At 46.3% G+C, this 23064-nt stretch carries 19 protein-coding genes and 1 pseudogene; 8 read left to right on the forward strand and 12 right to left on the reverse strand.

Annotated elements, in window-relative coordinates; all coding sequences use genetic code 11:
- Positions 1 to 181 (reverse strand): hypothetical protein (locus ACLGGO_RS22060; RefSeq protein ID WP_446420916.1); only part of this gene is annotated, 181 nt, incomplete at its 3' end.
- Positions 182 to 307: 126 nt separating this feature from the next.
- On the opposite strand from ACLGGO_RS22060, the gene ACLGGO_RS22065 reads away from it, so the two are divergent.
- Positions 308 to 2548: a transglycosylase domain-containing protein gene (locus ACLGGO_RS22065; RefSeq protein WP_446420917.1), complete on the forward strand. Its 2241-nt coding sequence runs from the start codon at positions 308 to 310 to the stop codon at positions 2546 to 2548.
- Positions 2549 to 2916: 368 nt separating this feature from the next.
- Here the strand turns inward: ACLGGO_RS22065 and ACLGGO_RS22070 are convergent, their stop codons facing one another.
- Together ACLGGO_RS22070 and ACLGGO_RS22075 are read right to left on the reverse strand one after the other, a co-directional pair.
- Positions 2917 to 4026 carry a tetratricopeptide repeat protein gene (locus tag ACLGGO_RS22070; RefSeq protein ID WP_446420918.1) on the reverse strand — a complete coding sequence of 370 codons (1110 nt, stop codon included), beginning with the start codon at positions 4024 to 4026 and terminating at the stop codon, positions 2917 to 2919.
- Between the two features lie 169 nt (positions 4027 to 4195).
- Positions 4196 to 4654 carry a YbhB/YbcL family Raf kinase inhibitor-like protein gene (locus ACLGGO_RS22075; RefSeq protein WP_446420919.1) on the reverse strand — a complete coding sequence of 153 codons (459 nt, stop codon included), beginning with the start codon at positions 4652 to 4654 and terminating at the stop codon, positions 4196 to 4198.
- Between the two features lie 207 nt (positions 4655 to 4861).
- On the opposite strand from ACLGGO_RS22075, the pseudogene ACLGGO_RS22080 reads away from it, so the two are divergent.
- Positions 4862 to 5395, forward strand: a pseudogene (locus ACLGGO_RS22080) (carotenoid oxygenase family protein); the annotation flags it as partial.
- Here the strand turns inward: ACLGGO_RS22080 and ACLGGO_RS22085 are convergent.
- The 4 genes from ACLGGO_RS22085 to ACLGGO_RS22100 all read right to left on the reverse strand — a co-directional run bounded on the left by ACLGGO_RS22085 (position 5370) and on the right by ACLGGO_RS22100 (position 11947).
- A complete protein-coding gene (locus tag ACLGGO_RS22085; RefSeq protein WP_446420920.1) occupies positions 5370 to 6239 on the reverse strand; it encodes a trypsin-like peptidase domain-containing protein in 870 nt (289 codons plus the stop codon). The pseudogene ACLGGO_RS22080 and the gene ACLGGO_RS22085 sit on opposite strands and share 26 nt — an antisense overlap.
- A gap of 238 nt (positions 6240 to 6477) precedes the next feature.
- Complete coding sequence (locus ACLGGO_RS22090) at positions 6478 to 9243, reverse strand: cation-translocating P-type ATPase (RefSeq protein ID WP_446420921.1); 2766 nt, start codon at positions 9241 to 9243, stop codon at positions 6478 to 6480.
- 93 nt (positions 9244 to 9336) lie between these two features.
- Entirely contained in the window at positions 9337 to 11613 is a 2277-nt protein-coding gene (locus ACLGGO_RS22095; RefSeq protein WP_446420922.1) for a ribonuclease R family protein, read from the reverse strand.
- A gap of 181 nt (positions 11614 to 11794) precedes the next feature.
- Entirely contained in the window at positions 11795 to 11947 is a 153-nt protein-coding gene (locus tag ACLGGO_RS22100) for a hypothetical protein (RefSeq protein WP_446355714.1), read from the reverse strand.
- 530 nt (positions 11948 to 12477) lie between these two features.
- Between ACLGGO_RS22100 and ACLGGO_RS22105 the strand changes: the two genes are divergently transcribed.
- Complete coding sequence (locus ACLGGO_RS22105; protein WP_446420923.1) at positions 12478 to 13362, forward strand: hypothetical protein; 885 nt, start codon at positions 12478 to 12480, stop codon at positions 13360 to 13362.
- 139 nt (positions 13363 to 13501) lie between these two features.
- On the opposite strand, the gene clpP is transcribed toward ACLGGO_RS22105, so the two are convergent.
- Together clpP and ACLGGO_RS22115 are read right to left on the reverse strand one after the other, a co-directional pair.
- The gene (gene clpP / locus ACLGGO_RS22110) at positions 13502 to 14110 is read right to left on the reverse strand and encodes an ATP-dependent Clp endopeptidase proteolytic subunit ClpP (protein ID WP_446337213.1); all 609 of its coding nucleotides are present in this window, start codon (positions 14108 to 14110) and stop codon (positions 13502 to 13504) included.
- A 171-nt stretch (positions 14111 to 14281) separates the two neighbouring features.
- Positions 14282 to 14875, reverse strand: coding sequence for a sporulation/spore germination protein (locus ACLGGO_RS22115; RefSeq protein WP_446337214.1), 594 nt, complete (start codon positions 14873 to 14875; stop codon positions 14282 to 14284).
- Between the two features lie 131 nt (positions 14876 to 15006).
- Here ACLGGO_RS22115 and ACLGGO_RS22120 point away from each other — a divergent pair, with 131 nt between their 5' ends.
- The 4 genes from ACLGGO_RS22120 to bioF all read left to right on the forward strand — a co-directional run bounded on the left by ACLGGO_RS22120 (position 15007) and on the right by bioF (position 18444).
- Positions 15007 to 16182 carry an AAA family ATPase gene (locus tag ACLGGO_RS22120; RefSeq protein ID WP_446420924.1) on the forward strand — a complete coding sequence of 392 codons (1176 nt, stop codon included), beginning with the start codon at positions 15007 to 15009 and terminating at the stop codon, positions 16180 to 16182.
- Positions 16176 to 16793 carry a DUF4276 family protein gene (locus ACLGGO_RS22125; RefSeq protein WP_446420925.1) on the forward strand — a complete coding sequence of 206 codons (618 nt, stop codon included), beginning with the start codon at positions 16176 to 16178 and terminating at the stop codon, positions 16791 to 16793. Before ACLGGO_RS22120 ends, ACLGGO_RS22125 begins: the two co-directional genes overlap by 7 nt.
- Positions 16794 to 16916: 123 nt before the next feature.
- Entirely contained in the window at positions 16917 to 17126 is a 210-nt protein-coding gene (locus tag ACLGGO_RS22130; RefSeq protein ID WP_446420926.1) for a hypothetical protein, read from the forward strand.
- A gap of 127 nt (positions 17127 to 17253) precedes the next feature.
- Entirely contained in the window at positions 17254 to 18444 is a 1191-nt protein-coding gene (bioF, locus tag ACLGGO_RS22135; protein ID WP_446420927.1) for an 8-amino-7-oxononanoate synthase, read from the forward strand.
- 65 nt (positions 18445 to 18509) lie between these two features.
- Here bioF and ACLGGO_RS22140 read toward each other — a convergent pair whose 3' ends face one another.
- Positions 18510 to 19220, reverse strand: coding sequence for a manganese catalase family protein (locus ACLGGO_RS22140; RefSeq protein ID WP_446337219.1), 711 nt, complete (start codon positions 19218 to 19220; stop codon positions 18510 to 18512).
- A 383-nt stretch (positions 19221 to 19603) separates the two neighbouring features.
- Here ACLGGO_RS22140 and ACLGGO_RS22145 point away from each other — a divergent pair, with 383 nt between their 5' ends.
- Positions 19604 to 21337 carry an adenylate/guanylate cyclase domain-containing protein gene (locus ACLGGO_RS22145; protein WP_446420928.1) on the forward strand — a complete coding sequence of 578 codons (1734 nt, stop codon included), beginning with the start codon at positions 19604 to 19606 and terminating at the stop codon, positions 21335 to 21337.
- A gap of 148 nt (positions 21338 to 21485) precedes the next feature.
- Here the strand turns inward: ACLGGO_RS22145 and ACLGGO_RS22150 are convergent, their stop codons facing one another.
- Positions 21486 to 22322 carry a Tab2 family RNA-binding protein gene (locus tag ACLGGO_RS22150; protein ID WP_446420929.1) on the reverse strand — a complete coding sequence of 279 codons (837 nt, stop codon included), beginning with the start codon at positions 22320 to 22322 and terminating at the stop codon, positions 21486 to 21488.
- Between the two features lie 259 nt (positions 22323 to 22581).
- Positions 22582 to 22968, reverse strand: a complete 387-nt coding sequence (locus ACLGGO_RS22155) for a hypothetical protein (RefSeq protein ID WP_446337222.1) — start codon at positions 22966 to 22968, stop codon at positions 22582 to 22584.
- Positions 22969 to 23064 lie beyond the last annotated feature (96 nt).

Below are 23064 nucleotides of genomic sequence, written 5' to 3' on the forward strand. Positions count from 1 at the left end.
AACCCAAGGGATCATCGTGAATCTCATCTTCCCCTGCTCCCCCAGCTCCCTCTGCTCCCCCAGCTCCCCCAGCTCCCCCAGCTCCCCCTGCTCCCCCAGCTCCCCCAGCTCCCCCTGCTCCCTCTGCTCCCCCAGCTCCCTCTGCTCCCCCTGCTCCCTCACTCCGTCCTCTCTCAAACACGCTAAATTGTAATGTAGAAGTTCTCAGGCAACGTCATTCTCCCGAACAACCCTATGAACCATGAACAATGAACCATGAACGCTAAACCAGGAACAAGACACCCGATTTAATACCATCCACGAGGAAATGAATTCTCCCAAACCTCCCCAACCGCCGAAAACCATTCTAGGTCAGTTGACTCAGGCTGTTCAGACGATTCAAGCCAAAGTTAACTTTGAAGCACTGGCGCTAAAGCCGAATGCCAAAGTTCCAGAACTGTGGGTGCAAGATGCAGGTGCGGATAAGGCGGAAGTATACCCCCTATTAGGCGATCGCTATTTGCTGGGACGCAGTTCTAAATCCTGCGATATTGTGGTGCGAAACCCAGTGGTGAGTCAGATTCATTTGTCCCTGGAACGCTATGGGCGATCGGGTAGAACGTTTATTCTCAAAGATGAAAATTCCACGAATGGTATTTATCGCGGTAGACGCCGCCTACCGTGTTTAGCCTTGCGCCATGGGGATATTCTCACCATTGGTCCACCGGAATTAGCCGCCTCGGTTAAACTACAATATGTTGATCCGCCGCCTTGGTATATTCTCGGTATTCGTTACAGCCTCTATGGGGTGGGTGGATTAACCGCGTTAATTGCCTTAATTATTGGGATTGAATGGTTAAAAGTCCCCGTGCGACCCCTACCCAGCGGCGTTCAAGGACCCGTTGTCGTCTATTCTCGTGATCAGGTTCCCTTGCGTCAACCGCGTACTGAGGTTCACCGAGAACTAAAACGGTTATCGGATTTTTCACCCTATCTACCAAAAGCTTTAGTTGCTTCAGAAGATAGCCGTTATTATTGGCATTTTGGTGTAGATCCTTATGGAATTTTGCGGGCGTTAGTCCGAAATATTCGCGGGGGTGGAATCAAAGAAGGGGCGAGTACGATTAGTCAACAGGTGGCTCGCAGTTTGTTTACCGAATATGTCGGACGAGATAATAGTGCTGCCCGCAAACTCCGGGAAGCCATTGTGGCACTGAAGCTGGAGACATTTTACAGCAAGGATGAGATTTTAAGGACGTATTTAAACCGCATCTATCTAGGGGTAGAAGCTTATGGGTTTGAAGATGCTGCCCAATTTTATTTCGATAAATCGGCAAAAGATTTAACCCTTTCCGAAGCCGCCACTCTGGTGGCGATTTTGCCAGCACCGAATAGTTATAATCCGGTTCAGGATTATGATACGGCGTTGGGCTTGCGAAATCGGGTAATTAGCCGGATGCGGGGAATGGGAATGATTAGTGATGAGGAAGCACAACGGGCAAGGCGATCGCGAATTGAGGTAAGCCCTCAAGCCCGTGAATTCCTAAATAGCACCAAAGCTCCCTATTTCTATAATTACGTGTTTGAGGAACTGCGGGATTTACTGGGTACGGAGTTGGCGCAAGAAGGGAACTTTATTGTGGAAACCACTCTAGACTTGCAGACTCAGGCAAAGGCAGAATCATCGCTGCGTAGTTTTGTCAGTACCACGGGTTCGCAATTACGCTTTTCTCAAGGGGCGATGGTGACTCTGAATACCACAGATAGCTCGATTCGGGCGATGGTAGGAGGGGTTGATTACCAACAAAGTCAGTTTAATCGGGCAACTCAAGCCCAACGACAACCCGGTTCGACATTTAAACTGTTTGAGTACACCGCCGCCTTAGCCCAAGGGATTCCACCAGGAAAAACCTACTCCTGCGCCCCAGCTTATGGTTTGCGTGGGTGCGAACGTTCCGGGGGTGCGGTGAATATGTACACCGGTTTAGCGCAATCAGAGAATGTGATTGCGGTGCGGGTGGCAATGGATGCTGGATTAGGTAATGTGATCGAAACGGCGCGACGATTAGGAATTCGCTCGAAGCTTGAGCCGGTTCCCCGGTTGGCAATTGGACAAAGTGAAGTGAATGTGTTAGAGATTACTGGATCGTATAGCGCGATCGCGAATAATGGGGTGTGGAATCGTCCCCATGGGATTAAACGGATTCTCGATAGTGGGGATTGTGCCGATGAGAATGATCCGAACACCTGTCGGGTAATCTATGAATTTGAGGAAAATGGGGAAGGGGGGGTTAAAGCTGTAGCCCCTGCGGTTGCCCAGACGATGACCACGATGTTGCGGGGGGTCGTGCAAAATGGCACAGGCGGTTCAGCCGCAATAGGTTTAGGAGAAGCGGGGAAAACCGGAACCACGGATCGGTATGTAGATTTATGGTTTATTGGCTTTATACCCAGTCGGGAGTTAGTCACCGGGATTTGGTTAGGCAATGACGATAACTCACCCACGCGAGGAAGTAGCGCCCAAGCCGCACAATTATGGAATCGGTATATGCGGGATGTGGTGCAGTAATTGGAGTCTTCAGATACTACCGCAGGTAATCTAATAATTTACTCTTGGGGGTTAAGATTAATGCGACGAAATTCTTTCGTCTTACAGGAGAAAGAGCAATCAGCAAGAGCATTCCCCTGCTCCCAGACGTGCCATGGCACGTCTCTACAAACCTTTTAGCGCTTAAGTTGACACCAATGAAGGCTTTGCGCCCCTACGGTTTCCGGGCGTAAGCGTCATTCATCTTGCTTAGGTGTGCCACGCTACTAAAATTTGCTTTGCCCTTGAATGGTGCAAGATGTGAGTGACATTCTAGTGAACGAGTCGGTTGGGTTGACGCAGGAAGCTTAACAGAATGAAAGGCTCGCATCCCCGACTACGAACCCAGTTTAACGCTGCGCTTTCTTTAAATCCTGTAGCAAAGATTCAGCTTGCTTGACGCCATCGCGATTGTCCTGACGACGGAAGAGATCACGCGCTTTTTCCACAAAAGTAATCGCTTCAGCAATGCGCTCCCGTCCTTTTAAAGCTAATCCTAACTTGTAATGGGCTTGGGCGTCTTGGGGGGCAATTTCAATTAAGCGCCGATAGGCAACAATAGCTTCTAAGTAATTTTCCTCAGTGAGTAAAATCTCACCAATAGCGGCTTGAGCTTCAACTAAATCCGATTGCACCGCCACGGCTCGTTGAAAGGCTTTCAATGCACCGGCGAAATTTTCTTGAGCTTGGAGAATTTTGCCAATTTGCAGATAAACTTGACTACTATTGGGTTCTAATTTTGCCGCTCGGTCAAAAACCTTCAGTGCGGTGTCGATATCGCCCTGATTTAACCAAGCCATTCCCAATGTAAGCTGAATATTACTATCCAGAGGTGATAAGGTTTCGGCTTGTTGGAGTGCCTGAATCGCCTCTTGGGGACGCCCCTGCTGGAGAAAAACGCTACCCAGCAACTGGTGAGCTTGAGCATTCTTGGGTTGAAGGCTGATGAGTTGGCGGTAAACTTGAATGGCTCCGTCATAATCTTTTTGACGCAGGAGGACAACCCCCAATCCCCAATAGGAATTAATATGGTTGCTTTCAAGTCTCAGTGCTTGACGATACGCCTCAGCGGCTCCCGCATTCTCTCCGGCATTGGCTAAGCTGTAGCCAAGAGCATACTGAAATTCTGCATTATTGGGTTCAAGGGCAATTGCCTGTTGATAGGCTCTCGCCGCTTCTCGGAAGTTTCCCTGACGCGCCTGGAGATAACCGATTCCGGAGAAAATCCTGGCATTGTCTTGATCTAGATTAGCCGCTTGTTGATAGGCTGCGATCGCCTGAGGATAATTTCCTGCATCCACCAAGTCTCGCGCTTGGCGGAGTAATTCACGCAGCTGCTGTTGTTCCGGCTGTAGCTGGCTCACTAGCTGGGGTTGACTCGCTTGAGCTACAGGCGTTATGGTTATCGTCACGCCGGTGAGGAATAGGCTACTCACCAGAAATAGAGTCGGCTTGGACACAGCTAATCTTCTCGTCGCTATTGAGTGTAATGGTTTTGGTTTACGCCAACCAGAGCTAGACATCAGGACATCCTCAAGGGGCATAGGTAAGGGTTGCAGTGCCAGTTTTAAGAGCAGAAGTTTTGAACAAAGAGGATTGTAACAGAGAAAACCCCTCACTTTAACCCAATTAAGCTCGCGAGTAACGTCCAATCAGTTCCCCATTTGCCAGAATATGACCACTCATCGCGGCTTGAAGCTGCGCTTTGGTTGCACCTGCGTCTAATCCCAATGTGCGATTGAGGGCGTAGAGTTTAAAAAAGTAGCGATGGATACCACTGGGAGGACATGGACCCCCATACCCTAAATTACCAAAATCATTTTTACCTTGAGTACCGCCTTTAGCTAGTGGCTCTTGCGCCGGAATTCCTGGAGACAACTGGCGAGTTTCCGGGGGGATATCATAGACAACCCAATGCACAAAGGTTTGCCCAGGAGCATCCGGGTCATCGACAATTAAAGCAAGGCTCTGGGTTCCTATGGGGGGTGCATCCCAGTGGAGTTCGGGAGAAATCTCCTCTCCATCACAGGTGTACTGGGAAGGAATCATCTCGTTGGCGCTAAAGGCTTGACTTTCCAGGTTCATCATATTTGTATCTGATCAGGTTTGCGATTCTGTGGATGTGGAATTGTTTTTTGCCGAACTGCATTTGATGATATTACCTTAGTCGTACTGAAGCAAAAGGTTGAGGATTAGCGTGCTTCAGCAGCCGTCTTGACTCTCTCTCGGCAAGACACAATGGAGGATAGTGGGAATTTTTTCCCCAAATTGTAGGTAACAACTTCAGTGAACAAGATGAATACAACAGCCGTCAATCCTTTTTTAGCGGGGAATTTTGCCCCAGTGCAGGACGAAATCACGGCGGATGAACTAACCGTCATTGGTGAACTTCCTGCGGATTTATCCGGGATGTTTGTTCGTAATGGTCCGAATCCTCAGTTTCCCCCTATCGGTCAATATCATTGGTTTGATGGCGATGGGATGTTACATGGGGTACACATTAGTAATGGTAAAGCATCTTACCGCGATCGCTATGTCCGGACTCCAGGGTTTGAGAAAGAGCGAGAAGCGGGTCATGCTATCTGGACAGGGTTAATGGAACCGCCTAAGGACGAGGACTCCCCTCCCTCGGTTAAAAATGTTGCGAATACCTCTGTTATCTGGCACGCTGGTCATTTTCTGGCGCTGTGGGAAGGGGGGGAACCCTACGCGATTAAGCTTCCGGAGTTAGAGACGATTGGCGCTTATACCTACGAGGACAAGTTAGCGTCTCCATTTACGGCGCATCCCAAAATTGATCCAGTCACTGGCGAAATGATGTTTTTTGGGCTCCTTGGATAATAGCAGTATTAACCCCAATTACTTCACCCCGCGCATTGAGTAATGGTCCGCCAGAGTTACCGGGGTTGATGGCGGCGTCGGTTTGAATAAAGCCAATCCGCTTATCGGGAACACCAACCTCGCTACTGGAACGGTCAATCCCACTAATTACGCCGACGGTTACTGTTTCTTGTAACCCCAAAGGATTTCCGATCGCGATCGCCCATTGTCCGGTTTGCAACCCTTGAGAATTACCTAGTTCCACCGTTGGCAAGTCGTCGGCGGATACTTTGACTACGGCAATATCGGTCACAGGATCTTCGCCCAAGACTTCACCTTCAAATGTGCGACCATCGGGAAAGGATACTGTTACGGTGTCGGCTTTATTAACAACGTGAGCATTAGTGATAATTTCTCCATTATCACTAATCACGAAACCCGAACCAATACCGCGCACAATACGTTCTTGAGGCTGAGGAACTGAACTCCCAAAAAAACGCCGGAAGAAGGGGTCATTAAAGGCATCGGGAATCTGGGTTTCTATGGTTTTTTCTGTATGAATTCGCACCACTGCTGGTTCAACTTTGTTCACCACTCTCACCACAAAGTTGGTATCTTTAGGGGTTGGCTCTAGGGCGCGATCGCGGATATCATTGTCATCTTCAATGACTTGAGCCGTGGTTTGTTGCTCAGAAGAGACTGTGGATGGGTTAGAGCAGCCTGCGACACCCAAAATGGTAATCCCTGTGCCAATCATGGATAGCACCCCGTAAAAACTGGCTGTTCGCTTTCCCGGTTGCTGAGTTCCATCAGCAAAACGATTGGGGTTGCGATCGCAGGATTTTGATTTCATGCCACTTTATTCTCCTTTGCCAATGAGCAGTATAGTACTGATTTAAGACTTAGCCTTTCGCCGCCGGAATTGTCATCTATCTGAAGAGTACCATTCTCAAGCCTTTATGGTGTTAACGTATCTAAACCCGCCCCCTCTCCACCCCAATCGTGCCAAACAATCATGCCTACTCAGGGCATCCTACCAACATCATAAATCTGTTCTCGTCTGGGATGCGATCGGGGCGGGTGGGAGCGAATTAAATAGTGAATCGACGCAACCCTTTATCCAATTCCATCGCCCAAATCACAATTGTACTCATGGCGAGACTAATGCCTAAATCAGAAAGTGATAACCCTGTCGTATTAAAAATATCCTGTAAGAATGGGACATACACCACCGCAAGTTGTAATAGAAAGGTTAAAACAACCGCGCCTAATAATGGCTTATTCGAGAGTAAATTCAAAGTAAATATGGATTCTCGCTCAGATCTCATGCTTTGAGCTAAACCGATGCGGGAAAACGCCAATATACTAAATACCATCGTCTGCCAAGCCGCTTGACCCGTAAACCAATAGTGATAATCGACAACCAATAAGACAAGTCCCAGAAGTAACCCAATCCAAACAATATCTCGACCCACTCCCCGACTAAAGACACTCTCTTTCGGATTATGAGGCGGACGGGACATGATATTCGGCTCCGCCGGTTCGACGCCTAATGCCAAGGCTAACAATCCATCAGCCAATAAATTAATCCAGAGAATTTGTAAAGGAAGCAATGGTAAAGGCATCCCTAAAAATGGTGCTAATATAATCACCCACAGTTCACCACAATTCCCGGTTAATGTATATTTAATAAACTTACGGACGTTATCGTAAATCACTCGTCCTTCTTGAGTCGCTGCCACAATCGTGGCAAAGTTATCATCGAGCAGCACCATATCTGCCGCTTCTTTCGCCACATCTGTACCCGTTAACCCCATTGCTACGCCAATCTCGGCTTTTTTTAAAGCGGGTGCATCGTTGATGCCATCCCCTGTCATTGCCACAATATGTCCCCGGTTTTGCAGCGCCTGAACAATATCTAATTTGTTCTGGGGCGAAACTCTGGCATAAACAGACACCTCATCAACCCTTTCGCTTAAGTCTGAGAGTGACAGTTTTGCCATATCCTGACCCGTTAACATTAAACCGTTGCTAGAAATACCCACTTCTGAGGCAATATAGCGAGCGGTTAGGGGGTGATCTCCGGTAATCATCATGGGGCGAATTCCGGCTTTCTGACAAGTCAGAACCGCCTGTTTGACTTCCGGGCGCGGCGGATCGATCATACCAATCATGCCGATAAAAATCAGGTCTTTCTCTAAAACATCTTCGTGTCGTTCTAGGGGAAGTGTGGCGAGGAGGTGAGATTCTATGGGACGAACCGCGATACCGAGAACACGGATTCCATTTTCCGCCAGTTGGTTATTGGCATGAGAAATTTTTTCATACCAACTATCGTTTAATGGGGTAATCTGATCATCAAACCAAACCTGAGTGGAAATATCTAAGAGACTATCAACGGCACCTTTGGTAAAGGCAATATAGGACGCCTGATTAAAGAGTAATTCCCAAGGCTTAAGCCAACTTAGCTCATCGGGACGTTTGTCTGTGGCAGTTGGGAGTTCGTGAACCGTGGTCATGCGTTTGCGTTCAGCGTCAAAGGGAACCTCGGTTATCCGTTCAAAAGCATAGTCTATATCCGTTTTCCATAAACCAAAACGGGTGGCGGCGACAATCAGAGCGCTTTCTGTGGGATCTCCAAGCACCTGAATTGGGTTGGCTCGCTCCAGATGGAACTCCACGATCGCATCATTACACAGAGTCGCCGCCGTGAGTAGTAAGGCGGTGGTGGGTTCCTCTTTTAACAGCTTAGACTGTTCATCCTTCTGTGAGGGCATCATTAACTCATCAAGTTCTGGCATCGCCAACTCAATTTGATGCCCAATCACGTCCAGATGAGTAACCGTCATCCGATTCTGGGTGAGGGTACCGGTTTTGTCCGAACAAATCGTTGTTACCGAACCCAAGGTTTCCACGGCGGGTAATTTACGAATCAAGGCTCGCTGTGTCAGCATCCGTTGAGCGCCCAATGCTAAGGCGATGGTGACGACGGCGGGTAATCCTTCGGGAATCGCGGCAACGGCTAAACTGACTGCCATGAGGAACATCAAGCGAACCGATTCGCCCTGGAGTAGCCCCAAACCAAAAATAACCAGGACTAAGATTAAAATCGCGATCGCTAATATCCATCCTAATTGGTCTAACCGTTGCTGGAGGGGGGTTGCTTCCCGTTCTATCCCCTGAATCGCTTTGGCAATCTGACCGAGTTCTGTCTTCATGCCTGTTTCTGTCACCACGGCTAATGCCCGCCCATAGCTAATCACTGTACCCATGTACGCCATGTTCTGTCGCTCTGCCAAAGGCAGATTAGCTGTGGTAATCTTCTGGGCAATTTTATCAATGGGTTCAGATTCCCCGGTGAGTGAAGCTTCTGAGGTGCGGAGATTGCTGCTTTCGAGCAACCGACAGTCAGCCGGGACTAAGTTTCCAGATTCTAGGATAACGATATCCCCCGGCACCAGTTCACGGGCGGACAGTTGTTCGAGGATGCCATCGCGACGCACTTTCACCGTCGGAACCGCCAGCTTTTTCAGTGCTGCGATCGCGCGTTCGGCTTGGTATTCTTGGCGAAAGCCGAGGATGGCATTAAATACCACAATTGCGAAGATCGCGATCGCATCCTTATATTCACCCAACAGAGCCGAAATCACAGCCGCCACAATCAGCACCACCACCACCGTTGCACTAAACTGCTCCCACAAGATTTTCCAGGGGCTTTCCAGGGGGCGATCGTTTAACTCATTGAGTCCGTAGATGTCCTGACGTTGACGAGCCTCTTTGTGACTTAACCCGATGGTGGCATCGGTATTAAGCTGTTTGAGAACATCGACAAGATTGAGAGTATACCAGGTAGTCATTGGTCATTGGTGATGGTTGATTGTTGATGGTTTATGGCTCAAGGCAATGGCATAAGACCGAAGACATAAGCCATAAGCCATAAGCCAAAACGATTAATCTTCTAAATCTTCATTACTCGCCACGCTACCGCCACTAACGGTTACCAAGTCAATTTGTTGACGGTAGTAATCCACGCTCTTGACTTGAACTTCTACATGATCGCCCAATCGATAAGCTGTGCGGTTTTTCCGACCGACTAAACAAGCATGACGAGAGCGATATTCATACCAGTCATCTTTCAGGGAACTGACATGAACCAATCCTTCCACCAACAAATCTTCAATTTCGACAAAGAATCCATAGGATTGCACTCCTGTAATTAAACCACTGAATACATGACCGGTGCGTTCTTTCATCTGCTCGGCTTTTTTCAAGCCCTCTAAATCAATTTCCGCATCTTCGGTTAGCTTTTCCCGGTCATTGAGATGGGGAACCAAGGTGCTTAATTGACTTTCCAACTCTTGTTGAATATCAGGGGGTAAAACATTCCAGTTAATATTGCCATGGGCGCTACTGTGGTGAAGATTGACCCGATCTTTAGACCGAGTGGTACGGCGATCGCGTCCTTCTAAGAAGGTGTACTCTAAGACCCGTTGGACAAATAAATCCCCATAGCGCCATACGGGAGAGACAGCGTGGCAATAGCTGGTATCATCAGCTAAACCAAAGTGCAATCCAGGTTTAGAACTATAACCAATCGGTTTTAAGGTTCCCTGAAGTAAGTGATTCAGGACTTTAGCCGCCGTTGATTTCGCCAACATTTGGGTCAAGCGCTGATAATCTTGGGACGTCACATCTTCCTCCAAGGATTGCTCGACATCGAGTCCTAGATTACTCCCTAACTTGAGCAAATCTTCCAGCCGTTCTAAATCGGGAGTCGGATGGACACAGTAAATTCCTGGCAAGGATAAGGCGTGCAAATGGGATGCTACCACTTTATTTGCCAGTACCATCAGTTCTGTCAGGAGCGATCGCAACGGCATAGACGCCGAAACCATTATCGCACCGTGTCGTCCTTCATCTTTGCTGTGGGGAAGGGGTCGAGCAATGGCTTCTTTTGGCAATGTTCCATTCAATTCAAAGGCGCCTCGTTGCTGTCGCACGGCTCTGAGTGCTGGAGACAAGCTAAAGAAGAGTTCCTTGAGCTTTTCTACAATCGGTGCGAGTTCGGGTTTGCTTTGTTCATGTCCTCCTAATAAAGCCTGTGCTTGTTCATAACTGAGCTGGTGATCTACGTGGATAACACTGGGTTGAATTTCAAATTCTACGAGTTGTCCGGATTCAGTTAAAGTTAACAGCATTGAAAGGGTTAAGCGATCTTCACCGGGTACGAGGGACACCTGAGACAGGAGTTTTTCCGGGAGTATGGGTAGAACCGTATCTCCCAAATACACAGCAGTTCCTCGCTTTCGCGCCTCTCTATCGAGGGGTGAGTCTAGGGGTATCCAATGGGCTACATCTGCAATATGGATGCCTACCTGCCAATTTCCGGTCTTGGTTTTTTCTAGAGTAAAGGCATTTTCGACAATGGCGCTATCTAGGGAGTCTGATTTGTCTTCTATCGTCATCGTCAGCCGATTCCGCAAATCCAGGCGATTTTTCAAATCGGTCTTGCGGAGTGAGTCGGGTAACCCTTCGACAGCCTTTAACACTGAATTGGGAAATTGGCGGCGCAGATCGTGTTTACAACAAACTATATCCGTATCGGCGGCGTCTTCGGCATCACTTCCCAAAACGCGAGCCACTTTGCCCAGGGGTGGGTTTTGTCCCAGGGGATAGCGCAGAACTTGCACATGAACTAGATGATCAACCGCCTCCTCCAGAGGGGCGATGTTGGGTCGCAGATCTAGTTCAAATAGTAGGCGATCATCCAGGGGGACAGCGTGATAAGTGCCATCTTCAGCCTGTCTGACTCGTGCAAGTACCGAGGGATTCACTCGCTCAAGAATCAACCGTACCTGTCCTTCTGGAGAACGGCGACGACTTCCTTCTTTGGTAACTTTGACCAAAACGCGATCGCCATTCCAAGCGCTACTCAGATGATTCTTTTGAATGTAAATATCATCGGCGCCTTCAACATCTTGAATGGCAAAGCAAAATCCTTTACTCGAACAGCGCAGTTTGGCTTCGACCACATCCTCTTCATAGACTCGTCGATACCGACCCCGTTCTTTTTCCAAAATGCCAACTTTCTCCAGCACATCCAGAGCAATCTGGAGTTTTTGCATATTTTCGTCGTCCTGACACCCCAGTTTCTTTTCCAAAACTTTTGGGGCGACTGACTTGTCATCGGTAAAATTGGAGAGTAATGTAGCGATTGAAAATTCCATCCAACAATCCTTTTTTTTCTTTGATTCGGCGTTTACTTGAATTTGCCTAATGGCAATACGCTACCCGTAGCGTTAGTGTGGGGGAGTTTACTCCAAACGTGGAGGGTCAATGGGTAACGGTGCTTTCCAGTTGCTCCCATTGACCTATATCCGTGTTCTCTGACTGAAACTGACGCTCAAATCACTCATAAAAGAAGGGCTGAGAGAATCCCGTGGATTTGATGCCAGAATGCTTACCGATCAAGATCGCTATGGCAACGGTAATGGCATCTCTTGCCAGAAGAGCTATTTTCCTTTTCGAGAACGATCGCGCCTCATCTGACGGAGCAGTCATAGAAATAGAATAGGATCTGTCAGAATACAACCGTCTCTTCAGGGACGCGATCGCGAGCGGATAGGGCTTGAGCTATCCAGTTCAGGTTTACGGACACACGTTAACCCACGACCTGTTTCGGATAATTGCCGCTGTTCGCTCGCTGGCGTCGCGTTGCGGCAAGAGTCCGTGAGTTACAGCTCACTTGGGACAGTATGTCATTATTGTAGATTCTCGTACCCCTACCTTGGAAGTCAAGCATCAAAAGTTATGCCTTTAAACGTCGGTTGTTATGCCGAAGTTCAACAGGTGGAAAATAATTGGTAAATTTGTACTAAATGCCCGTTCACCAAAGGGTGGCTTATACTTGCCCATTCTTGTTCCGGGTCGTTTCAAAAGCCACAGGACTGTCCTGAGTCATTTATGTAACTTTATGTTACATGTTTGGATCGACACGCCCTCACCGTACCAACAATACTGTCGTTGTCTATCCGGACAGTCCGAAATATATCGTGTCAATGTACCGCGTTGAGTAAAGTTTAATGGAGTATATGTTGAATAAATTCCGAGTTTGTTATCCTCAAGGGAACCTGATTAGTGAGCTTTTAGCCATCGATCACGGTCAGTATATCGTGCGTGTCAGCGTGGAAATCGATGGCGTAACCCGGTCAACCGGTCTAGCTGCTGCTAAAACGGTAGAATTAGCAGAAGACCAAGCAAGACTTCGAGCAATAACCGTTTTAGCGATTGATCACGAGAGTACTACAGACGCCGAAACGTCCCCACCCCTTAGCCATCCCCAAACGTCAGTAGCGGCGGCTGAAGTTCCCTCATCCCCTGAGTCAATTCCCAACTCGCCTCCCGCTTTTTCCTCAGAAAGTCTGGAATCAACACCTGAGGTTGAAGACACTCCAAGCCCTAGTCCAATAGATACCCACCCCATATCGGAAAAATCCACTCAAACCCCTGAACCGAAGGAAACCCTCCCAGAGACGGTTGAGCCACCCCCTTTGACTGAGACAAAATCCAGCCCAACCCCTGAACCGACAGTAACGCTTCCTGAGACAGTTGAGCCGCTTTCCTTAACGGAGGAAGTATCAGCACCACAGACACCCATGTTTAAGGAAGAAACACCCACCCCAGTGGGAGTCACTCAGTCTTTGTTTGAGCCAGAATTAACACCACCCCCATCTGATGCACCTGCACAAAAGGAAGCTGAACCCGATAGTCACAATCAACCCAAATCCGAAACACCCATTGACTTTTCCGAAATTATTGCCCGAACCAATGTAGAACTCAAACGGCTGGGTTGGACAAATCAACAGGGACGGGATTACCTCATCGAAACTTATGGTAAGCGATCGCGTCAGTTGTTAACCGATGAAGAGTTACTCGACTTCTTGCATCATCTCGAATTAGAACCGACACCCGAATAATCGGGTATGAGTTTTGAATGTTGTGTAGGGGCGGGTTTCACTACTATCCTTTCTTATTTCAAAAGGGATGTAACTCGCGCCCGCCCCGACTAAGTTTTGAGTGAACTTAGAACTCAAAACTCTTGCCAATTCAAATTGGCTAGCCCACCTTAGCTGGAGTCTTGGTTGCAGAAGGACGCCGATCAATCACTTGATCGATTAAGCGGTACTCCTTGGCTTCCTCGGCTGACATAAAGAAGTCCCGTTCTGTATCTTCAGAAATTCGGTCAAGGGGTTGACCCGTATGTTCAGCCAAAAGGTGGTTGAGCCGTTGTTTGTGATACAGGATTTCTTTTGCCTGAATTTCAATATCACTCGCCTGTCCTTGAGCGCCGCCTAAGGGCTGGTGAATCATAATTCTGGAATGGGGTAAGCTCATCCGCTTACCCTGCGCCCCAGCACTCAGGAGAAACGCACCCATACTCGCCGCCAAACCCACACAGATGGTGCAGACATCGGGACGGATTTGATTCATGGTATCGTAAATCCCCATTCCTGCGGTTACAGAACCACCAGGGGAGTTGATATAGAGGTAAATGTCTTTTTCGGGGTCATCGGCTTCTAAGAACAACAGTTGAGCCACAATTAAGTTAGCTAAATCTGAATCAACCTGTTGTCCGAGAAAAACGATACGTTCCCGCAGCAGACGAGAGTAGATGTCAAAGGCGCGTTCACCGCGACCCGATTGTTCGATAACTGTAGGAATCATGCAAATTACGCTAATCTTAAGCTGATATTCTTCTAGATTGTAGCGAGTTGGCTCAGGATGAGGGATGAGGGATGGGGGAGCAGAGGGAGCTGGGGGAGCAGAGGGAGCAGAGGGAGCTGGGGGAGCAGGGGGAGCAGGGGGAGCAAACAAATGACTAATAACGAATGACGATTAAAGTACAATATCTCGTCCTTGGTCTGTAAAACGAACGTCTTTAATATTGAGTCTGGGGTTTTCTAACAATGTTTTGCGGATACTACCAAATAATGCCAATTGTTCGCACATCGAGAGGGAGATAAATTGACGTTGGGAATCCGGAGATAAGCGCAAATCGATAGTAGCAATACCGTTATTGAGGTTAACGCGATAACCCGTTAAATCCAAGTCACCCGAACTAACTTGGGCGATAACGTTTCCCACGGACGCCGTTACTGGGGTTTCTGCTGCAACAGCAACGGGTTCAGGGATAAGGGTTTCACATTGGCTGTCAGTTCGATAAATATTAAGAGTTATGGTTTTGACAGCATCAGCAGGTTGGGGAGTCGAGGCTGGATTCACTTCAGGGATGACAGAGGAATCGGGTTGAGCGATAAGGGAGGCGGTTGAGTCAGGATTTGCCGTAGTCAGAGATGATGACTCAGAGGAATTTTCGACAAGATTACTAGGAGTTCCCTTACCATTTGCGGCTAGCCAACCCCAGCTACTGAAACCAGCAATAATAATTCCTGCGATCGCGGGGATAAAATACGGTTGAATACGATTCATAGTCGAGAGCTGATTGCCTCAGGTAGATGTTCCTCACTTAGGATTCGAGGTGACTGGCTACTCATCCGGATCAAAATCGTTCAACGGCTGGATTGCTCTAAAATAATAAAGACGTGACCGAGGCGGACAACATGGAAGGCAAACGATTAATTCATACTCTGCGACTCAAAAACTTACTATCCTATGGTAGTGAAGGTGAAGAAATTGAATTGCAGCCTCTAAATTTGCTTATTGGTCCTAATACCTCTGGTAAATCTAATTTAATTGAAGCCATTGGACTCCTCAGAGCTATACCCAAAAATTTGATGACGGCAATTCGTCAAGGTGGTACTATCCGCGAGTGGTTTTGGCAGGGGGAACAGGAAAACCCCATAGCTGAAATTGAGGCAACTATAGATTATCCAACTATCCCTTTGCGCTATAGATTGAATTTCACTGAAGTGCATCAAAACCTAGAGATTGTAGATGAGTGTATAGAGAATCAATACAAAACTCGCCCAGATGATGAAGATGTAGATTTTTTCTATCGTTATCAACAGGGGAATCCCTTAATTAACTTTAAAGATCAGGGGATCAAACCCATGACGACAAAAAATCCCCTTGTGAATAATCAGTCGATTATAGCTCAAATCAGATCCCCTCAACAAAATCCTGAAATTACCTATTTATATAATCAGTTTAAAGATATTTGTATATATAATGAATGGCATATTGGTTCTACGTCAAAATTAAGAAAGCCTCAAACTACATCTCTACCTGAACATCCTCTCCTAGAAGATGGAAGTAATATGGGTTTAGTTTTTAATTATTTACAATATCAGTTAGGAAGCAGGACGATTATTGATTACATCAAAAAAAATTATGAAGATGTTGAAGAAATTATTGTCAGAATATCTGGTGGTACAGTTCAATTATTTATCCGTGAAGAGGGTATAATTCAACCCCTGCCTGTTAATCGGCTTTCCGATGGCACAATCCGTTATTTGTTCTTATTAGCTATACTCCTTGATCCAAATCCCCCACCACTCATCTGTATTGAAGAACCAGAAATTGGTTTACATCCGGATATTTTACCCACCATTGCTGAATTACTGATTGAAGCATCTGGGCGAACACAATTAATTGTTACCACTCATTCCGATGCTTTAGTTTCCGCACTTCCGCCTGAAGCTGTACTGGTATGTGAGCGAGATGAAAAAGGCACTCACCTGCAACGTCTCGATCCGGAAAATCTCAAAGAATGGCTGGAAGAATTTTCTCTAGGTCATCTCTGGCGTATGGGTGAAATTGGGGGAACTCGATGGTAAAAGAAATCCACATCTATATTGAAGGTGATCCTCAACTACGTCAGGGATTTCGTCATTTCTTTCAGCCTCTCTATAAGGTGGCAAAACGTCAAAATGTTAAAATGAAAACACTTAAACTGTGTGGGTCTAGAGGAGATACCTACAAAGCGTTTAGAATTGCGCTTAAAAAACATCCAGATGCTTTTATTGTCATGCTGGTTGATGCAGAAGGAGCGGTTGATGATCAACAAAAACCCTGGGAATACCTGAAAAATAGGGTTGAAGATCAGTGGGATTCCTTGGGGACTGATAACACCCACTGCTATCTTATGGTTCAGACAATGGAATCCTGGTTTGTTGCTGATATTGAAGCTTTAAAGGATTACTATGGTAAGGGATTTCAAGAAAGTGCTATCCCAAAAACTTCCCAGGTCGAGAACATCGATAAAAATAAACTTGAATCATCTCTAAAAGCAGCTACTTGTAAAACAATAAAAAAAGACTATCACAAAACTCGTCATGCGGCACAAATTCTCGAACGGTTAGATGTGGCAAAAGTCCGTCAAGCTGCACCGAGTTGCGATCGCCTTTTCACGACGCTCACCCAAATCATGGAACCAGCGACAGATTGAGGACTCGCGGTGGTACACTTAATCTGATAGACCCACCCTTGGCTTGCTTGGAATTGAGATAGAATAAGCTGGGGAGATGATTTTTCAGCTTATGGCAAAAATCGGGAAAAAGGAGTATTAGAGATGGGCATTGAAAATAGAAGATGGAAAGGATTATTTGCGCCAACTGAGGTTGTTGAACTGAAACAAATGTGTTTAACACCAGGAGAGATATTTCAACCTGGAAGATATAAGGCTGAAGATTTACCTGATATCGCTTTTGAAATGGGTTTGGTTGAGGGTATTTCTAAGGCGGAAGAACAAAAAGATAAAACTGGAGATGTTGATAAATAAAGAAATTGGTGAGCATAGAAATTATATTTTTTTAACGCAGAGGAGCGCAGAGGTTAACGCAGAGGGCGCAGAGGGAGTTGGCGGATTTGGCAAAGAAATTTTGGGGAAGAAATAAGGGGGAGACAATATGAGAACTAACCCTTATGTTTGGTTAGAAGATTCTCTTGTCACTATCCACAAAGCTAACTGGTATCGTTCAGTCCAAACGCTGCAAAGTCGTCCGGGTGCGGTGGTAAAATTGGCAGGGCGAGAGGTGATTAATTTTGCGAGTAATGATTATCTGGGATTGGCGGGGGATGATCGCTTAATTGAAGCGGCGATTAGGGCGACAAAGGACTATGGTACAGGGAGTACGGGTTCTCGGTTACTCAGTGGACATCGGGAATTGCATCGAGAATTGGAATGTGCGATCGCATCCCTGAAACAAACTGAAGACGCACTGGTATTTAGTTCTGGCTACCTGGCAAATTTAGGTGCGATCGCGGCTTTAATCGGAAAGCGTGATTTGATTCTGGCAGATCAGTATAATCACTCTAGCCTAAAAAATGGGGCAATTTTAAGTGGTGCAACGGTTATCGACTACGCCCATGCTGATATAGAAGACTTACAGCGTCAACTGGTTCACCATCGGCAAAATTACCGCCGTTGTCTCATCGCCACTGATAGCGTTTTTAGTATGGATGGGGATCTGTGTCCTTTGCCTGAAATTGTATCACTTGCTGATCAATTTAGCTGCATGGTATTGGTAGATGAAGCCCACGCTACTGGTGTTTTAGGGACTACAGGTGCAGGCTGTGTAGAACATTTTAGCTGTACTGGACAACCCTTGATTCAAATGGGAACCCTGAGTAAAGCGTTAGGAAGTTTAGGGGGATATATCGCAGGTTCAGCGACTTTAATTGATTTCTTGAGAAATCGCGCCTCTAGCTGGATTTATACCACTGGATTATCTCCGGCTGATACCGCCGCCGCTTTAACCGCGATTGAAATTATCCAAAAAGAACCCCAACGTCGCGCTAAACTCTGGCAGAATGTAGAAATGCTCCAATCTCTAATTACCCAAACATTACCCCATCTCAAATTATTGCCGTCTGAATCTCCTATTCTCTGCCTTCAATTTCCCAGCGCTAAAGACGTTCTCACCACGGCACAACAGCTAAAAACAGCAGGTATTTTTGTCCCAGCAATTCGTCCTCCCACCGTTCCCACCAGTCGGATTCGCATTTGTGTAATGGCAACTCATGAACCAAGCCACCTCCAACAATTAGTGAAAAATTTTCTCAGTATTGTTCCCTCCCCTTGCCAAGGGGAGGGTTAGGGAGAGGTCAGATCCCTGGTTAATTGACCAACAGCTCCCTTCCAGTCGCCGGAGTCCCCAGGGGGTTACTCGCTCCTTGAAGAATGACTAACTATGGGGTTAGCCACATACTTAAAGTCGGGTGCAGAATTCCACGGCTTATCACCTTGTTGAGGAGTTCCGTCTGACTCAGTTGATAAGTTATAGTACAGATCAACAGTGCTATCGGGTTCGATGTTGCCAAACATTGGATCAGTGAGCTTACCCATAGAATTTAATGCATTCATAAACATCTTTGTATGGGAAATTTCGCGGGTGAGTAGGTGTACAAGCGTCTCTTTTGTTCCCGGATCAGGCGCTATTTTGATTAGTGCTTCGTAGGTTTGACGAGCGCCAGCTTCCGCGCCAATATTTGCTCGTAAGTCACGGACAATATCGCCACCTTCATTAATATAAGCAGCTGTCCAAGCCGACCCTTGACTATCTAAGAAATGAGGACCCATTCCCCGTACTGCAAATAGCGTACTTTTGTAAGCGTCAGTCTGATCAACATTCTTGGTGTGGGATTCAATCAGTTTGCCAATCATCTCTAAATGGCTAAACTCTTCAACAGCGATATCTTGAAGCATATTCCGGATGGAAGGATCTTCACAGTGAAAAGATTGCACCCAATACTGTAAAGCCGCAGTGAGTTCACCCGTAGCTCCACCGAATTGTTCTAACAGAAGTTGTGCAAATTGAGGATGTTCTGTCTCAATATTAACTGGCTGAATGGTCTCTTTCTTGTGAAAAAACATAAATTCCTTTTGAGTATAGCTATAGAGGAAAAACCTGCCTGCACAGTTATTCAAAAACTAACTGCGCTTAAATATCAGAATAATGTATAACTCTTAATCGCACCTTGAACTAAAGATAGAAACTTATTGGTAAATGATCTTAAATATAAGTTTAAGAAAATATACCTTGAGAGATAGAGATTCTCAATCCAACTCGAATTAGTAGGGTGGGTTGAGAGACTCTGGAGACGGGGGAACCCGAAGAGAGGAAGACAGAATAACTTACGCCTTACTGAATTTCTTCCTTTATCGCCTTGAATTGTAGTACTTTAATTTGTAGGGAGAAAGAACTACTCCCGACAGTCCGGCTTATCTCCCTTGTCCGCCACTCCCCGACTTAAATTATGAGCCTGCGCCAGAAAACCCTACTCCTCATCGGTCTCACCCTTGCGGGTTTAATCGGTGTCCTCTACGCCAGTCTATCACTGATTTTAATCCGCAGTTTCGCGCAAATTGAGGAACAACATGCGTATCGTAATGTGCGACGGGTACAGGAGGCGGTATTCGAGGAATTGGACAGTTTAGCTGTTTTAGCGGCTGATTATGGTGAGTGGGATGATACTTATGGGTTTATTGAAAGTACCAATCGAAGTTATATTCAGGAGAATCTATCAGATACAAATCTGACTAATATCAACCTAAACCTGGTTTTATTCTTTAACCGTCAAGATAAGCTCGTTTTTGGTAAACATTTTAAGTTAGACCAGCAGCAAGAAACCCCTATTCCCACTCCCTTAATCCAACAACTGAATTCCGAGAGTGTCCTACTACAGCACCCGGATACTACGAGTAGCATTACAGGTTTAATTCTCTTACCCCAGGGACCACTAATGATTGCCTCTAACCCGATTCTCACCAACGAGGAAGCAGGTATAATACGTGGGTCTTTGATTATGGGTCGCTACCTCAATGACCAGCGAGTTGAGGCATTAGCTAAACTCACCCAACTCAATCTTAAGGTCTACCGACTCGATAATACTCAATTACCTGCTCAATTACAAACTGTGCGGTCTACCCTATCTCAGCAGGATTCCAAACCCAATCAAACTCCCATCTTGATCCAGATTATAAGCCCAGAAGCGATCGCAGGTTATACCCTACTCCGCGATATCTCTGGTCAGCCCGCTTTACTCGTCCAAATCGACATCCCGCGAGAAATCTATCAACAAGGTCGCGTTAGCCTACGTTATCTTATTCTATCCCTCTTAGGCTTAGGGATTCTCTTTAGCGTAGGCACTCTTTTTCTCTTGGAAAAAATGGTACTGTCTCGCCTAGCTAGACTGAGTAAAAATGTACAGCAAGTTGGCACGAGTAATGACCTCTCGCTGCGAGTTAGCGCCAAGGGGAATGATGAATTAACCCACCTAGCACAAAGGATTAACTCTATGTTAGATGCCTTAGAGTCTTCTGCCAAAAACCTGATTACTGAACGAGAAAAGGCAGAAAATCTACTCCTGAATATCTTGCCAGCATCTATTGCCAAACGCCTGCAAAAAGACTCAGATACCATTGCCGATAGTTTTGAAGAAGCCACAGTTCTCTTCTCTGATATTGTGGACTTTACTCGCCTATCGGGAGAAATCTCACCCACCGAACTGGTCAATCTGCTCAATGAAATTTTCTCGCGATTTGACCGTTTAGTGGAACTCCATGGCTTAGAAAAAATTAAAACGATTGGGGATTCCTATATGGTTGTCGGCGGATTACCCTTACCGCGTCGAGATCATGCTGAAGCCGTTGCTGAATTTGCCCTGGATATGCAAGGGGAAATTGATGCGGTTAATGCTCAACAAGGGCAAGCTTTCAGGATGCGTATTGGCATTCACAGTGGTCCGGTAGTCGCTGGGGTGATTGGGTTGAAAAAGTTTATTTATGATTTGTGGGGCGATACAGTTAATATCGCCAGTCGCATGGAATCCCATGGTCTTCCTGGTTATATTCAGGTTTCCGATGCCACGTATGAACACTTAAAAGATAAATACGTTTTTCAAGAACGTGGTTCAATTCATGTTAAAGGTAAGGGAGAAATGACCACATACTTTCTCAAAGAGCGTAAACAGAATGAATCGGATAAGTAGGTTGGGTCGAAGAATGAAAACTAACTGTAGGGGCGGGTTTAGCCATTTAATTGGAATACCTACGGATAACCTTTCCACAAAACCCGCCCTTCATCAACATTAAAGATGCCTAATAACCAATGACATAAACGAATGACAAATGACAAAATCAATCAGCCATCAATAACCAAAACCCGGTATACGTCATTCCCGAATCATCCGGTTGCACCAATAAAAAATTCAACCCCTGACTCTGTTGCTTACGCTGTTCATACAACCTCGCCGCCGCAGCAACCTCTTCATCTTCAAATGTTGCCATCACCCAGCGTTCTACTAACCCCGCCTCTAAAATTAACCCATCCGGCGCACCTGGGATATAATTAAGTGTTACAGGTAGCACCTTTTGCAGCCAACGTGCCAATGGCATGGACTGGCGTCCCCCATCAATCACAACTCCAGGAATAGCTACCGTTGAGGCTAAACCTAAATGGAAAGGTAAGAGTTCATTTGGCATCTGTAAAATCGGAATCGGGCGTTGGGCAAACCCCTCCTCAATATCCCCTGCGGGAATAGTAGCAAATCGCCAGCGATCGCCCCAGAGATTTTCGGGTAAGGGTACAGGTGGCGGTTTGTCCAAGCCAAGGGGGTTGTACGCTTCCCCTGTGTAATTCTCGTGCTGTTGATACTGCAAGGCTATTTCTTGTAATCGTTGCTTTAAGGCTGGAGTGCGTCGTGTCGCTTCTACCTTAATCCCCAATCGTTCTCCAACCTCCTGAAACAAATTGAACGACTGGGGGCGAAAGACTTGAATAGCATCCGGTAACCCTGTTTTAGCCGCCGCGACTTGCACCTGAGACACCAACCAATCAGGGGTTACCTCTGGCTGAGGACAGAATGATTGATAGATAACGTTGCCTATAGTATCGCCAATCAATAATTCCCACAAAACTTGTCCAGTTTCATTTCGCAGGGGACGCCGATAAAAATCCGCTTGCCAAACATTCATTGATAAATACGATGTCTTTTAATATCCTTATGATAAAAGATTAAGCCACAATAAGTGATGGAATGGGAGGCTGCTTTCCCTTTTTCCCAATCCCAACCGTTAACTTTAATTTAGTCCGACTACTTAGTATTTGGGCTGAAACCTATGATTTACAAAAGTTAATACTTACCTAAATTCCCTAAAAAAAGAGGGTTGACTGCCCTCTTCTGTACCAAATGGTATTCAATTATCAAAAGGTAATCAGTTTTGCATATCTATCTTAGATAAGTCCGGGTCCTCTACCACGCTCATCTTTTTCCATCGTCAACTCGCCTTCGCGTTCTTCATCGAGTTGTTGAAGTTCTTGGCGACGTTTAGCCGTCTCTTGTTCTTCTTTTTCGCGCAAGTCACCCGGTTCGTTGACATACATTTCGGGTTCTATGGCAAAGTTATTTACCAAGCCTTCGTTGTCTACTGTATAACCTTCAGTGGTGTCGATACTATCAGGATTGCTTTGCTTATCTTGCGTAATTTTTGCCTTATAGTTATCTCCTTCCCGTTCTTTACGGGCGGCTGTTTCCGCCGGAACGATGTTTCTGTCGTAGTTATCGGATTTAATTTGCTCTTTTGTCTTGGCTTGGCGATCTGAAGGATTTGTCTGAGCCATAATAAGTCCTCGAAAATCATCAATATGTATTCCACTTCTCAATTTACAGAAGAATTAATTAACGTACATCCCTCTGGCGAATTAAATTGAATCCAC

The sequence above is a fragment of the Coleofasciculus sp. genome, from assembly GCF_046565525.1.
Taxonomy (GTDB): domain Bacteria; phylum Cyanobacteriota; class Cyanobacteriia; order Cyanobacteriales; family Coleofasciculaceae; genus Coleofasciculus.